The organism is Bermanella marisrubri (genome assembly GCF_012295615.1).
In the GTDB taxonomy this organism is placed as follows: domain Bacteria; phylum Pseudomonadota; class Gammaproteobacteria; order Pseudomonadales; family Oceanobacteraceae; genus Bermanella; species Bermanella marisrubri.
Map to the genome: position 1 here is coordinate 161,953 of NZ_CP051183.1, position 13,408 is coordinate 175,360.

General features: G+C 44.5%; 14 protein-coding genes. 10 read left to right on the forward strand and 4 right to left on the reverse strand.

Translation table 11 applies throughout. From position 1 onward, the window contains the following. Positions 1 to 36: 36 nt before the first annotated feature. The 4 genes from gmk (at position 37) to HF888_RS00770 (ending at position 3,622) form a co-directional block, all read left to right on the forward strand. Positions 37 to 666, forward strand: coding sequence for a guanylate kinase (gene gmk, locus HF888_RS00755; RefSeq protein ID WP_007018096.1), 630 nt, complete (start codon positions 37 to 39; stop codon positions 664 to 666). Between the two features lie 128 nt (positions 667 to 794). After that, entirely contained in the window at positions 795 to 1,022 is a 228-nt protein-coding gene (rpoZ, locus tag HF888_RS00760; RefSeq protein WP_007018095.1) for a DNA-directed RNA polymerase subunit omega, read from the forward strand. A gap of 53 nt (positions 1,023 to 1,075) precedes the next feature. Next, on the forward strand, positions 1,076 to 3,208 hold the full coding sequence (locus HF888_RS00765) for a RelA/SpoT family protein (protein WP_007018094.1): 2,133 nt from the start codon (positions 1,076 to 1,078) through the stop codon (positions 3,206 to 3,208). Between the two features lie 33 nt (positions 3,209 to 3,241). Continuing rightward, positions 3,242 to 3,622 (forward strand): RidA family protein, encoded by a 381-nt coding sequence (locus HF888_RS00770; RefSeq protein WP_007018093.1) that lies wholly within the window; start codon positions 3,242 to 3,244, stop codon positions 3,620 to 3,622. 79 nt (positions 3,623 to 3,701) lie between these two features. Here HF888_RS00770 and argH read toward each other — a convergent pair whose 3' ends face one another. Next, positions 3,702 to 5,093 (reverse strand): argininosuccinate lyase, encoded by a 1,392-nt coding sequence (gene argH, locus HF888_RS00775; RefSeq protein WP_007018092.1) that lies wholly within the window; start codon positions 5,091 to 5,093, stop codon positions 3,702 to 3,704. Between the two features lie 141 nt (positions 5,094 to 5,234). Between argH and HF888_RS00780 the strand changes: the two genes are divergently transcribed. Together HF888_RS00780 and HF888_RS00785 are read left to right on the forward strand one after the other, a co-directional pair. Further along, the gene (locus HF888_RS00780; RefSeq protein WP_007018091.1) at positions 5,235 to 6,284 is read left to right on the forward strand and encodes a sensor histidine kinase; all 1,050 of its coding nucleotides are present in this window, start codon (positions 5,235 to 5,237) and stop codon (positions 6,282 to 6,284) included. Continuing rightward, entirely contained in the window at positions 6,281 to 7,003 is a 723-nt protein-coding gene (locus HF888_RS00785) for a LytR/AlgR family response regulator transcription factor (RefSeq protein ID WP_007018090.1), read from the forward strand. Before HF888_RS00780 ends, HF888_RS00785 begins: the two co-directional genes overlap by 4 nt. 9 nt (positions 7,004 to 7,012) lie before the next feature. Here HF888_RS00785 and hisF read toward each other — a convergent pair whose 3' ends face one another. The 3 genes from hisF to hisB are packed head-to-tail and all read right to left on the reverse strand — an operon-like array spanning position 7,013 to position 9,029. Further along, positions 7,013 to 7,786 carry an imidazole glycerol phosphate synthase subunit HisF gene (hisF, locus tag HF888_RS00790; protein WP_007018089.1) on the reverse strand — a complete coding sequence of 258 codons (774 nt, stop codon included), beginning with the start codon at positions 7,784 to 7,786 and terminating at the stop codon, positions 7,013 to 7,015. Between the two features lie 2 nt (positions 7,787 to 7,788). Next, positions 7,789 to 8,433, reverse strand: coding sequence for an imidazole glycerol phosphate synthase subunit HisH (hisH, locus tag HF888_RS00795; protein WP_007018088.1), 645 nt, complete (start codon positions 8,431 to 8,433; stop codon positions 7,789 to 7,791). A gap of 2 nt (positions 8,434 to 8,435) precedes the next feature. Continuing rightward, the gene (gene hisB, locus HF888_RS00800) at positions 8,436 to 9,029 is read right to left on the reverse strand and encodes an imidazoleglycerol-phosphate dehydratase HisB (RefSeq protein ID WP_007018087.1); all 594 of its coding nucleotides are present in this window, start codon (positions 9,027 to 9,029) and stop codon (positions 8,436 to 8,438) included. 148 nt (positions 9,030 to 9,177) lie between these two features. Here hisB and HF888_RS00805 point away from each other — a divergent pair, with 148 nt between their 5' ends. From HF888_RS00805 to HF888_RS00820, 4 genes are all read left to right on the forward strand, one after another. Further along, on the forward strand, positions 9,178 to 9,591 hold the full coding sequence (locus HF888_RS00805; protein WP_007018086.1) for a GNAT family N-acetyltransferase: 414 nt from the start codon (positions 9,178 to 9,180) through the stop codon (positions 9,589 to 9,591). Positions 9,592 to 9,686: 95 nt separating this feature from the next. After that, positions 9,687 to 10,283, forward strand: coding sequence for an MlaC/ttg2D family ABC transporter substrate-binding protein (locus HF888_RS00810; protein ID WP_007018085.1), 597 nt, complete (start codon positions 9,687 to 9,689; stop codon positions 10,281 to 10,283). Between the two features lie 121 nt (positions 10,284 to 10,404). Continuing rightward, positions 10,405 to 10,953, forward strand: coding sequence for a YfiR family protein (locus HF888_RS00815; RefSeq protein WP_007018084.1), 549 nt, complete (start codon positions 10,405 to 10,407; stop codon positions 10,951 to 10,953). Next, positions 10,953 to 13,355, forward strand: a complete 2,403-nt coding sequence (locus tag HF888_RS00820) for a sensor histidine kinase, YfiR-like protein-associated (RefSeq protein WP_007018083.1) — start codon at positions 10,953 to 10,955, stop codon at positions 13,353 to 13,355. The genes HF888_RS00815 and HF888_RS00820 overlap by 1 nt, the downstream gene beginning before the upstream one ends. The last annotated feature ends 53 nt before the right edge of the window (positions 13,356 to 13,408 follow it).

A 13,408-nucleotide genomic window follows, 5' to 3' on the forward strand; every position in this document is an offset into this window, starting at 1 on the left:
TTATTGTTCAATTAAGCCATCGAATTTGAGAAGTTCATGAGTGCAGGTACGCTTTATATTGTCAGTGCAGCCAGTGGCACTGGAAAAACCAGTTTATTAAGAGCCCTTATTGAGCAAACCGAACACGTCAATGTTAGTGTTAGTCACACCACTCGGGCGGCCCGCCCAGGTGAGGAAGACGGAGTGCATTACCATTTTGTCGACAAAGCGACTTTCAGCCAGTTGATCGAAGCCGGTGACTTTTTAGAACACGCCGAAGTGTTTGGTAACTTTTACGGCACCAGCCAAAGTGCGGTGGAAAAGCAGCTCAATCTTGGCCAAGATGTGATCTTAGAAATAGACTGGCAAGGTGCGCAGCAAGTGCGTCGTTTGATGCCTCAGGCAGTGAGCATTTTCATTTTACCCCCGTCCAGCAAGGCTCTGCACCAGCGCCTGACTGGTCGTGGTCAGGACAGTGAAGAGATCATTAAAGGGCGAATGGACGAAGCTGTGAGCGAAATGAGTCATTACAACGAGTTTGATTATGTTGTGATTAATGATGTCTTTGAAGTGGCTCTGGATGAATTGAAGAGTATTTTCAAGGCCAATCGCCTGAGAACCCCTCTGCAGAGTATTCGTCATAGCGCTATGATTGCTCAACTATTGGATCCCAGTGAAAACCGCTAAAACACTGGCTTAACCAGTGGTGATTTTGTAAACTATCGATAAATATATTTTTATTGGGCATTAGCTTTTATTGTGTTTCCCTTGGATTTCGATAAAAACGTCCCATCATTAAAGTAAGAGAGAAAAGCATGGCTCGTGTAACCGTTGAAGATTGCCTAGACAATGTAGATAACCGCTTTGAATTGGTTATGTTGGCGACTAAACGCGCTCGTCAAATCGTACTGCAAGGTGCTGAGCCACTAGTTGCAGCCGAAAACGACAAGCCAACTGTTGTTGCATTACGTGAAATTGCTGAAGGTAAGGTAACCCCTGCTACCATGGCTGCTGCTGAAGCCGCTGCTGCTGAGCAAGAGTAATTCTAATGGCAGCACTCTCTCTAGTAGTGAAGTTTTAACTGGAGGTGTCAAGCTTGCCAACGATTGATGCTTTAGCCGAACGACTAAGCAGCTATCTAGAGCCCGAGCAAATCAATCAGGTTTGCCGGGCATACTATTACGCCGAACAAGCCCATGAGGGTCAATTCCGCCGTAGTGGTGATCCCTATATCGTTCATCCCCTTGCCGTTGCCAATATTCTTTCTGAAATGCATATGGATAGCCAAAGCTTGATGGCGGCTATGCTGCATGATGTCATCGAAGATACCGCTGTTCCGAAAGATGCCTTAAAAGACCAATTCGGGGAAACGGTTTCCGAGTTAGTGGACGGTGTCAGTAAGCTCACACATATCAAGTTTGAAAGCCAAGAAGAAAAACAAGCGGGTAATTTCCAGAAAATGGCCATGGCTATGGCCAAAGATATTCGAGTTATTTTGGTCAAGCTGGCGGATCGCTTGCATAATATGCGCACTTTGAGTGCCATGCCGCCAGAGAAAAAGCGTCGTATCGCCGGCGAAACGCTTGAGATTTATGCCCCCATCGCTAACCGTTTAGGCATTAGCAATATCCGCATTGAATTAGAAGACTTGTGCTTTAATGCCAAGCATCCAATGCGCAGCAACATGATTAAAAAGGCGGTGAAGTCAGCCCGCGGTAATCGAAGTGAGCTGGTCGAAAAGATTAATCAAGCGCTCAAAACTCGATTAAAAGAAGAAGGCCTCAAGACCCGAGTCATGGGTCGCGAGAAGCATCTCTATAGTATCTATCGCAAAATGAAGGAACAGAAAAAGTCCTTCAAGCAGATTATGGATGTTTATGGCTTCCGCATCATTGTGGACAATGTGGATAGCTGTTACCGAGCGTTAGGTATTGTTCATAACTTTTACAAACCTGTGCCTGGTCGCTTTAAAGACTATATCGCCATTCCAAAATCCAATGGTTACCAAAGCTTGCACACCACCGTTGTCGGTGTGGGTGGGGTGCATATTGAAATACAAATACGTACCGAAGAAATGGAAGCCATGGCTCACAACGGCATTGCTGCGCACTGGCTATATAAGGACGACAATGCTCAGTCTGAAGCCAATGGTGGGAAGCGTGCTCGACAATGGGTGCAAGGTTTATTGGAGTTGCAACAGCGCGCTGGAAATCCACAAGAATTTATCGAAAGTGTGAAAGTTGATTTGTTCCCAGATGATACTTATGTGTTTACACCAAAAGGTCGCATTGTCGAGATGCCAAAAGACAGCACGGCGGTGGATTTTGCTTACAGCGTGCATACGGATGTGGGCAACACATGCGTTGGCTGTCGTATCGATCAACAATTAGCACCACTAAGTACCAAACTTATCAGTGGCCAGACTGTAGAAATCATTACCGCTCCTGGGGCCAAACCAAATCCTTCATGGCTTAATTTTGTGGTCAGCAGTAAAGCGCGCAGCAGTATTCGGCATTATCTGAAGAATCAAAAACACGATGAGTCAATTAATCTTGGCCGTCGTTTACTAAGCAGTGCATTGGCCATGTTCAAAATAGAGTTGGATAATCTTGATCCAGAACACATTGAACATTTGTTACGCGAGTTTGGATTAAAAGATTTTAACTTGTTATTGGCTGATATCGGTTTAGGTACCCGCTCACCACAGAATATTGCACAGCGCATTGCCGAATTTGCTCTGGGTGAAAACAATAATTTTTCTGCACTTGGCAAAGGTATATTTAGTATCAGTGGCAAAGAGGGTGGTGTTGTCACTTATGCTCGCTGTTGTAGCCCAATTCCAGGTGATGACATTGTGGGTTACTCCAGTGCTGGACGTGGTCTGGTTGTTCATACCAGTAATTGTCAAAACCTGCTGGACATGATTGAACAGAACGACAAGATCATGCCATTAGTGTGGGATGAACATATTGATGAAGATTTCAGTGTGACCCTGCGCGTGTGGATCGAAAATGGTCGCGGATTGATTGCTCAACTAGCGGCAGCGGTAACAGAAGCGGAAGGCAATTTAGAGCAGATCAGTGTGGACGATAAAGACGCTAAACTTAGTGTTTTGAGTTTACAAATTGGTGTAACGGGTCGTAAGCATTTGGCTGATGTTATGCGCAAGTTGAAAAAGAACAATAAAGTCTCCAAGATTACCCGTCTGAAGAATACGCGTAAGAAATAGAGACCTTTCTGAATTCAAACAGAGATACAAATAATGAAAGAAATCATCAATACCAATAAGGCACCAGAAGCCATCGGTACTTATTCCCAAGCAGTTAAAGTCGGTCAAACTGTTTATCTTTCTGGCCAAATTCCGCTTGTACCTGAAACCATGGAAATGGTAGAAGGCGGTATTGATCAACAAATCCGTCGCGTGTTTGATAACTTAACTGCAGTGTGTGAAGCGGCGGGTGGTTCTCTTCAAGATATTGCCAAGTTGAATATCTTCTTAACCGATCTATCAAACTTCGCTACAGTAAACACGATCATGGCGGAATATTTTGAACAGCCTTACCCAGCTCGAGCGGCCATTGGGGTCGCTGCTCTGCCTAAAAATGCTGACGTAGAAATGGATGGTATTTTGGAGCTCGCGTAACTTTTATTAGGTTTACGCTCATAAAAAAGGGACGCTGCAGCGTCCCTTTTTTATTTTGTTCAATTGTATTAAAAAAGAATTAACGATTGGCTAATCTTTCTTTAGCACGCTTCGCAGCGGCAAGAACTTGTTTTGGTGCTGTACCACCTAGATGGTCACGAGCGGAAACCGAGCCTTCTAAAGTCAGAACATCGAATACATCTTCAGTGATCATCTCGCCAAATTGTTGAAGTTCTTCAAGCGACATTTCGCCCAAGTCTTTACCAGTTTTAACGCCATAGCCAACCGCACTGCCTACAATTTCATGGCTATCGCGGAAAGCAACGCCTTTGCGCACCAAGTAGTCTGCTAGGTCTGTTGCCGTAGAGAAACCTCGTAAAGCGGCTTCACGCATCACTTCTTTATTGGATTTCACATGAGGCATCATATCTGCAAACGAACGCAAGCTGCCGCTTACATTGTCGATGGTGTCGAACAACGGCTCTTTGTCTTCTTGGTTGTCTTTGTTGTAGGCCAATGGTTGGCTTTTCATTAGTGTTAGCAAACTGATTAGATGACCAAAAATACGACCGGCCTTGCCGCGTACTAATTCAGGTACATCAGGGTTTTTCTTTTGCGGCATGATGGACGAGCCTGTGCAAAAACGATCAGGCAGGTCGATAAAATTAAATTGTGCGCTGGCCCAAAGTACCAATTCTTCACTGAAGCGACTTAGGTGCATCATGATGGTAGATGCTGCCGCCGTGAATTCGATCGCGAAATCACGATCGGATACGCTATCCAAGCTATTTTCAGTGGGTGCATCGAAGCCCAAAAGCTCAGCGGTCATTTCACGGTCGATGGGATAAGTGGTGCCCGCCAAAGCAGCTGCACCCAAAGGCATGATATTGGTACGCTTGCGGCAATCTTGTAGGCGAGCGTAATCACGCTCTAGCATTTCGTTCCAAGCCAGAAGATGGTGGCCAAAGGTCACAGGTTGAGCCGTCTGCAGGTGCGTAAAACCTGGCATGATGGTATCCGCTTCTTTCTCTGCTAGTTCGATCAAGCCCGATTGTAAGCGTGTAATCTCACTGCTTAAGTGATCGATTTCATCACGCATGTATAGGCGTATATCTGTGGCTACTTGGTCATTACGGCTACGACCCGTATGTAATTTCTTACCAGTAATACCGATTTTCTTGGTCAGAGCGGCTTCGATGTTCATGTGTACATCTTCAAGCTCGATAGACCACTCAAAGTTACCTGCTTCGATATCAGCTTTGATTTCTGTCAGCCCTTGAATAATGTCGTCACGCTCTTGCTCGGTTAGTACCCCGACTTTTGCCAGCATGGTGGCATGGGCCACTGAGCCTTGAATGTCTTGTGCGTACATGCGCTGATCGAACTCAACAGAGGCGGTAAAGCGTTGAACAAAGGCGTCGGTGGCTTCGCTAAAGCGACCACCCCATGCGGAGTTGGTGGGCTGACTCATAGATGTCATTTCCTATGCTGAAAATCTGATACCGAAAGTGCCCGACATTATAACGGTTTGCAGCCATGCCCACAAAATACACATGGCCTACTTGTGGCAATTATCTGCATAAGCGAGACTATAGCCCTGATAGGGAGCTATATGATCGATCATAACAAAATAGACGCTAGCGATTTTTTGCCTGATTTTTGCCAAGGGCGCAGTTTATTGGGTCTGACTCTATTTAGTCAGTCCTTGGTGATTGTATTGATTTTGCTTTCTAGCAACTTGGAAGAGTTTGGTTGGCAGCGCTTTGGGTTGTTAGCATTTTATGTGCAATGGGTAGTGTTGGTTTGTGCTGCTTTACTGTGCCGTTTTCGAGAATTGGCCCCGCCGTTGTCCCTTAACCCACTGATGCTCGTTATTTTCATCATTGTAGTAATGACCAATTTGCTCATTAGTATCTTGTCTCGTTGGGGGATGGAACAATGGTTTTATCAACCATTGGGCGTGGATTGGATCGTACGCAATGTCATTATTAGCGCAATTTTGTCTGCTCTATTAATGCATTATTTTTACGTACAGATGCAAAATCGCCTGCATGCTCGAAGTGAATTGCAAGCCCGAGTACAGGCTTTACAGAGTCGTATACGCCCCCACTTTTTATTTAACAGCATGAATATTATTGCAAGTCTTATACACGAAGATCCAGACACGGCTGAGGAGGCGGTAGAGGACCTGAGCGCGTTGTTTCGAGCGAGTTTAAAGGAAGCGGGAGTGGAAGTGACTTTGGCGGAGGAATTGGCCTTATGCAGGAAATATTTGCACATAGAGTGTTTAAGACTGGGTCCAAGATTACAATGTGATTGGGCTGTGGATGCACCCCACAACATTAAAATTCCACTTCTGACCATACAACCCTTACTTGAGAACGCCATCTATCATGGAATTAGTCCTGATCCGAATGGAGGTTATATCAAGGTAAATATCACGCTTATAGCCTCAACCACTACCGATCATCGGCTGAGCGTTGAAGTCGTTAATAGTTTGTATTGCAATCATCATCATAATAAGAAATCAGGGAACCAAATGGCATTGCAAAATATCGAGCATCGTCTGCAGGCTTTGTATGGTGATTCGGTGAAAATGCAGTCTGAGCAATGCGATCAGGAATACAAAATGATAATTGAATATCCGGTGATAGTTTCATGAATATTCTTGTCGTGGATGATGAGAGCTTGGCTCGTAACCGGTTAAAACGCCTTATTGCCAAGCTGAAATTGGGTGATGTTTTAGCGGAGGCTGAAAATGGTGTCCAAGCTGTTGAAATGGTCAATCAATATGCCCCAGATTGTGTATTAATGGATATTCAGATGCCGGGAATGACTGGATTAGAAGCAGCTCGGCATATATCGCAATTAGAGACTCCGCCTGCGGTGATTTTTACTTCCGCTTATGATGAGTTTGCATTGCAGGCGTTTAAAGTACACGCAGTGGATTATTTGGTTAAACCAGTTAGCTCGGATGCATTGCAACATGCCTTTTCGAAATTAAGTAAGCTTAATAAGGCGCAAACACAAATATTCCAGCAAGATAAAAGCCGAAGTCACATTAGCGCCAAAACTCACAGTGGAATAGAGCTTATTCCAGTAGAGAAAATTCAGGTATTTCGTGCGGACCAAAAATACATTTCCGTCATTTACGAAGATGGAGAAGTATTGATTGATGAACCTTTAAAAAGCTTAGAGGAAGAATTCGGCGACCGCTTTATTCGTGTGCATCGTAGTGCACTTGTGAATAAAGCGTATATTTGTGGATTAGAAAAAACCGAAGACGGCCAGTCGTTAATAAAAATGAAAGGCTTGGACGACGAGATTCAGGTCTCACGTCGTCACTTATCAGACGTAAGAAAACGTCTGCAAGAAATTTAAGCTAAGAAATTACAACCTAACTTCAATACCCTGTTGTTGCATGTGCCGCTTGGCCTCTTGGACAGTGTGCTCACCAAAGTGAAAAATACTGGCAGCAAGAACCGCATCGGCTTTGCCCTCTGTTACACCATCTGCTAAATGTTGGAGATTACCCACACCGCCAGAAGCTATTACCGGCACGTCCACAGCTTCACTGATGGCACGTGTTAGTTCAATATCAAACCCGGTTTTCACACCATCCTTATCCATTGATGTCAGTAGTACTTCACCCGCGCCAAGTTGTGTCATTTTTACTGCCCACTCAATGGCGTCGATGCCCGTCGGTTTACGGCCACCGTGAGTAAAAATTTCCCACTTATTGGCTTCACCTTCAGAGCTGACTTTTTTTGCATCAATGGCAATGACAATGCATTGGCTGCCAAACTTCTCGGCAGCTTCTCTAACGAAGTCAGGGTTGGTTATGGCAGCGCTATTAATGGATACCTTATCCGCACCCGCATTTAGCATGTTGCGAATGTCTTCCAGCTTACGAATACCACCGCCCACTGTTAATGGAATGAAAACTTGTTCAGCAATGGCTTCTACCATGTGAATTGTAGTTTCACGTCCTTCGTGACTTGCTGTGATATCCAGAAATGTTATTTCATCGGCGCCTTGCTCATTGTAGCGTTTGGCTACTTCAACAGGGTCGCCGGCGTCGCGGATATCAACAAATTGAACGCCTTTAACGACACGACCGCCATCAACATCCAAACAAGGAATGATACGTTTCGCTAAGCTCATAATTAATTCTGTCCATCCCACTGAAGGAAATTTTGTAGCAGCTGAAGACCTGATGTGTGGCTTTTTTCTGGGTGAAATTGCACCGCAAATACGTTGTCTTTTGCTATGGCAGCAACAAAATCTTTACCGTAGTGGCCGCGGCCTTTTACGTGTTCCTGATTCTCTGCTTCCACATAAAAACTATGAACAAAATAAAAGCGACTATTGTCTTCTATGTTGTGCCACATTGGGTGCGCAATTTGTTGAACTTGGTTCCAGCCCATGTGTGGAACTTTTAGTTTTTCACCGTTTTCTTCTAGATCTCGGCCAAAGAATTTTACCTCGCCGGGGAAATGCCCTAAACAGTCCACGCCTTGGTTTTCTTCACTATGATTCATAAGAGCTTGCATGCCCACACAAATGCCAAGCAAAGGTTTTGTTTTCACTACTTCGGCAACCACTTGATCAACGCCTAAACGTTTGATTTCGGCCATACAATCGCGCATGGCACCCACACCAGGCAGCACTACGTGATCAGACTTTAAAATGGTTTCAGGGTCTGAAGTTACGATGATTTCAGTATTGTTGCTGACATGCTCCAGCGCCTTGCTGGCGCTGTGCAAATTGCCCATACCATAATCGATAACGGCACATTGTTTACTGCTCATATTTACAGCGAACCCTTGGTCGAAGGAATCACCCCTTCCATGCGAGGGTCCATTTCCAAAGCCATACGTAGCGCGCGACCAAACGCCTTGAATACAGTCTCAATTTGGTGGTGAGCGTTATGACCTTTTAAGTTATCAATGTGCAGCGTTACTTGAGCATGGTTAACGAAGCCTTGGAAGAACTCGTAAAACAATTCAGTATCAAACCCGCCAATGCTGGCACGAGTAAACGGAATATTGTATTCCAAGCCAGGACGACCAGAAAAGTCGATTACAACGCGGCTTAGCGCCTCATCTAATGGAACATAGGCGTGACCATAGCGACGGATGCCTTTTTTATCGCCAATGGCTTTTGCAAATGCTTGACCGAGTGTAATACCGGTATCTTCTGCGCTATGGTGATCATCAATGTGATTATCGCCTTTGCACACAATATCTAGATCAATTAAACCATGACGGCCGATTTGATCCATCATGTGTTCAAGGAAAGGCATAGCTGTATCGAATTGGGTTTTACCCGTGCCATCTATGTTTACTTTTACGCTGATCTCTGTTTCTGAAGTATTGCGTTCAACAGACGCTGTGCGCTGCGCCATGGTGATCTCCGCGGCAATGAAATGAAGCGCCCATTATAGCGATTTCCCTTGAGGAGCGCAGCAGTTACTCGGGGAATTAATTGGTAATCCTTGTTGAGCTGGGTAGAATGCCTCGCTTTCTTCTTCAAGTTGATAGCAAGGAGCGGCCGTGCCGGTTTATCTTGATTGGCTCACTGATCAGCCGACAACCCAGCAAACGTCCGATTTACGTAAGTTATTGCAAGACGCGCCTGACGCTTGGAATGTACCAGACTGTCCAGAAGACTATGTTGCCATTATGGCAGGTGATGTGGCAGCGACGGTTGCATTGGGTATATTCAACGGACGCATTGTTGCGCTATGTGAATTACAACGCAGTGATCAAGGCCTGCATATAGAGCGTATTCTAGTACGTGAGGCTACTCGAGCCCGCACCGTTGCAACGCAGCTGGTGCATCGTTTGAGTCAGTGGGCCGACAAAGAACACGCTACTTTGCTTATTCGTGATGAAGGCGAGAGATTGAATCAACTGTTGGCATTTGGGTTTCAAAAACACGGTGACCTTTGGATAAGGCGCAATTGATCTAGTAAATGGATCAATCCGTTGAGCTTTTTAGTGTTTATTTCAGTCAATTAGGTAATTAAACTTCAGTTATTGATTTTTTAAGGAAGATTAAGATGAAACAGGTTTTATCCATTTTGGTTATGTTGTGCCTGACACTAGGTCATACCCAAGCAAGCAGTACTGAGCCGCAAGAGACAGTGAAACAAGTGGCTGATGTCGTTCTTAAGCAAATTCTTGATAACAAGGATCAGCTGGAACAAGGTCCAGAGTTTCTAATGAAACTGGTAGAAACTCACATGTTGCCCATTATCGATCAGCGCCTTATGTCGCGCTTGGCGTTAGGTGATAACTGGGACAATATCGATGAAGCACAGAAGCAGGACTTCATTACTGGTTTTAAACGCTTATTGGTAAAAACCTATGCAGGTGCGTTCAAGGCGTACACAGGGCAAGCCGTTACGTATGGTGAAACTCGCTTTAACAAGACCCGCAGTAAAGCCATCGTCAACAGCGAAATTGAGATGTCCAGTGGTAGTCCTATTCGTCTGCAATACCGCCTTTATCAGAATGATGATGGGGACTGGTTGGTTTACGATGCGAATATTGCCGGATTGAGCCTTATCAAGACGTATCGCATTCAGTTCAGTGAACAGATCGAAAAAGAGGGAATCGATCAAACCATTTCTAAACTTAATAGCGTTCAGTTATAAGTCGTCGTTAGTACCCATATTAGGTTTGCTTAACCCAGCGAAACCGCCTAATCTCTAAGAGTGGGGATTGCAGGAAGTATCCCACTCTTCGTACGAGATTAATTTCCGGATAACGTCATTTATGGCCAAGGGTTGGCGAGCTGCTACAAATATTCCCATAGGGGCGTTGGTGCTAATGCTTGTGCTCGCTTCCGCGTCTTATGGCGACCTTAAAGAAGATCAGGTAAAAGCAGCCTATTTATACCAAATCAGCAAGTTTGTATTTTGGCCTCCCAGTCTTGATGAGACACAAACATTTACTGTTTGCCAATTAGGTCCTGATTCCTACAGTGGTAATCTAAGCAAACTAAATGGGCGCTCTGTCGCGGATAAACCCATTAAGGTCATTCAAATAAGCTCGTTAGACCAAGTCACTAATTGCCAACTCCTAATTTTATCTGAGCCTGAGCGCGTCAGCGCCAAAGAGTTAGAAGGTAAGCTCAAACAAACACCGATCTTGACCGTCGTTGACGGACAGCAAAATCACCAAAAGGGTATGGTGGTCTTCGTCATTGAAGATCAACGGGTACGCTTGCATATCAACCTAAATCTGGCTAAACAGGCGAGACTCACCTTTGCAGCAAACTTACTCGAGGTAGCGACTCATATTTATCGCGGGAGTGAGGGTTAATGTGGTTGTCTAAACTTCACCTTAAAACAAAATTAATTGGCGCCATATTACTCACCAGTGTTATCGCGGTAATGTTGACCAGTTATGCATTGGTTCGATACGACCGATTGCAAGAAATTGAAAACGTGTCTGAGGATATGCGTATCCTTGCGGCTATTGTTGCTAATCGATCGACCGCTGCCTTGATTTTTGGTGATGCTCGTCAGGCTGAGGCCAATTTGAAAGCCTTGGGCGAAAACCCCAACGTCTCAATGGCATGTATTTATGATGCCAGCGGCTCCGTATTTGCGTATCACCATTTTGTTCATCTTGACCAAAAACCCTGTCCAGACGAACCACAAGAATCTGAGCTTAGTATCGGTACCAACCTGCTGGAAATATACGAACCAATAGAATTGGACGGCCTCAATATTGGTACGCTGTATATGAATTTGAATCTTGGTTGGCTTGCTCAGCGTTGGCAGGAACAATTGGTTTTCATTGTCATGGTCACCGTATTGAGTTTGTTGCTGTCTCTAGCATTGGCTAAATATCTGCAGCATCTATTGGTGAAGCCAATTCAGAAAATCGCTGCTACAGCGCGAGACATCACTCGTAAACAAGACTATAGCTTGCGCGCTGAACGAGAGGTCAAAGACGAATTAGGCGAAATGGTTGATGTGTTTAACTCTATGCTCAGTAAGATCGAGCAAGAGCGTAGTGACCTGACTTCTAGTGAGGAAAAGTTTAGACAACTCGCTTCCCTTAGCCCTGTCGGAATCTTTCAGATTAATCTCAAACACGATATTACCTATGTCAATAATCGTTGGTCTGACATTACAGGCATTCGGCAGCCCAATGCGACATTGGAGCACTGGTTAAGTCATATCCGCCAAGAGGATCGTCGCGCAGCAGTGAGGGCGTGGCGAAACCTCATCGAAAATCATCAAGAATTTGTCGTTGAAGTCGGTTTTGAACGCAATCGTGATCAAATAACCTGGGCCATCATAGAAGCCAGTGTATTGTACGACGGTCAGGGTGAAATTTATGGCTACATGGGGGCCATCAGTGATATTACCGATCTGAAAGTTGCTCAATTACAAATGGAAAATCTTGCGTTCTTCGACCCTTTAACTGGACTATCGAATCGTCGACTATTCAAAGACCGACTGCATAAATCAATCAGTGAGAGTAAACGACGAGGGAGCTTTGTCGCATTATTATTTTTAGATTTAGACCAGTTCAAACGCATTAATGATTCGTTGGGTCACGATGCTGGCGATGTACTCTTGGAGGAAACCGCTCGTCGTTTAGAAAATAGTGTGCGTGAAAGCGATACTGTGAGCCGTATCGGTGGAGATGAGTTCACCGTGCTGCTCAATGATGTAGAAAATACCCATGGCGTGCGACACATTGCTGAAAAAATATTGAAAAAAGTTTGCCGCCCGATCATGGTCAAAAATCAGGAAATCATCAATACAGTGAGTATCGGTATTACCTTGGCACCCACAGACGGTGACGATGTAAATACCTTAATGCGTAATGCTGATATGGCCATGTATCAGGCCAAAGCAATGGGGCGGAACAACTATCAATTCTTTAGTGAAGAAATGAATAAAGAAATGATGGGATATCTAGAAATTGAAAAAGATTTACGTCACTCCATCGACTATCCAGAAGACTTTATTATTTATTATCAACCAAAAATCGAACTGCATAGCGGTCGCTTTGTCGGGGCGGAAGCTCTAATTCGCTGGAAGCCAGAAGGCAAAGACATGATTCCACCAGATCGTTTTATTCCTATTGCTGAGGAAAGTGGCTTAATTGTTCCTATTGGTGCGCATGTTATTCGTCAAGCTTGCTTGCAGGTGAAGTACATGATTAATACTGGTATCTGGCCTGAAGATGGGAAAGTCGCAATTAACTTGTCGGCGCGTCAATTTAGTGATCCGGATTTGATTTGTAAATTACAAGAAATTCTTGAGCAAACAAAATGTCCAGTGCATGTGTTGGAGTTTGAAATCACTGAGAGTACTCTGATGGATAACGTAGAAAATGCCATTTTCACGATGCGTCAGATTAAAGAAATGGGTATTTCTATTGCCATTGATGATTTCGGTACAGGTTATTCATCTTTGGCTTATCTTAAGCGCTTCCCGATTGACGTTCTTAAAGTCGATCGTAGTTTTGTTATGGATATCCCCAATGATCTAAATGATATGGAAATTACAGCAGCGGTTATCGCCATGGCGCACAAACTGCATTTACAGGTTGTGGCAGAAGGAATTGAAACCCAAGAGCAAATCGATTTTCTTAAATCCAACTACTGTGAATATGGCCAAGGTTTTATGATTGCCCGTCCTATGCCGTCAGACGAGCTCGAACGGTTTATTCAACGTCCTTTACAAGCAAATTTGATGTAATCCCTCTTATAAAACCCTACGTAATCCGTTAGGCTTGCCGCAATCTAATGGAA

What these genes read in the sequence shown, in the direction of transcription:
- HF888_RS00785 (WP_007018090.1), top strand. Translation starts at nt 6,281, where the DNA reads ATGAATATTCTTGTCGTGGATGATGAGAGCTTGGCTCGTAACCGGTTA.
- HF888_RS00810 (WP_007018085.1), top strand. Translation starts at nt 9,687, where the DNA reads ATGAAACAGGTTTTATCCATTTTGGTTATGTTGTGCCTGACACTAGGT.
- argH (WP_007018092.1), bottom strand. Translation starts at nt 5,093, where the DNA reads ATGAGTCAGCCCACCAACTCCGCATGGGGTGGTCGCTTTAGCGAAGCC.
- HF888_RS00815 (WP_007018084.1), top strand. Translation starts at nt 10,405, where the DNA reads ATGGCCAAGGGTTGGCGAGCTGCTACAAATATTCCCATAGGGGCGTTG.
- HF888_RS00770 (WP_007018093.1), top strand. Translation starts at nt 3,242, where the DNA reads ATGAAAGAAATCATCAATACCAATAAGGCACCAGAAGCCATCGGTACT.
- rpoZ (WP_007018095.1), top strand. Translation starts at nt 795, where the DNA reads ATGGCTCGTGTAACCGTTGAAGATTGCCTAGACAATGTAGATAACCGC.
- HF888_RS00780 (WP_007018091.1), top strand. Translation starts at nt 5,235, where the DNA reads ATGATCGATCATAACAAAATAGACGCTAGCGATTTTTTGCCTGATTTT.
- hisF (WP_007018089.1), bottom strand. Translation starts at nt 7,786, where the DNA reads ATGAGCTTAGCGAAACGTATCATTCCTTGTTTGGATGTTGATGGCGGT.
- hisH (WP_007018088.1), bottom strand. Translation starts at nt 8,433, where the DNA reads ATGAGCAGTAAACAATGTGCCGTTATCGATTATGGTATGGGCAATTTG.
- hisB (WP_007018087.1), bottom strand. Translation starts at nt 9,029, where the DNA reads ATGGCGCAGCGCACAGCGTCTGTTGAACGCAATACTTCAGAAACAGAG.
- gmk (WP_007018096.1), top strand. Translation starts at nt 37, where the DNA reads ATGAGTGCAGGTACGCTTTATATTGTCAGTGCAGCCAGTGGCACTGGA.
- HF888_RS00820 (WP_007018083.1), top strand. Translation starts at nt 10,953, where the DNA reads ATGTGGTTGTCTAAACTTCACCTTAAAACAAAATTAATTGGCGCCATA.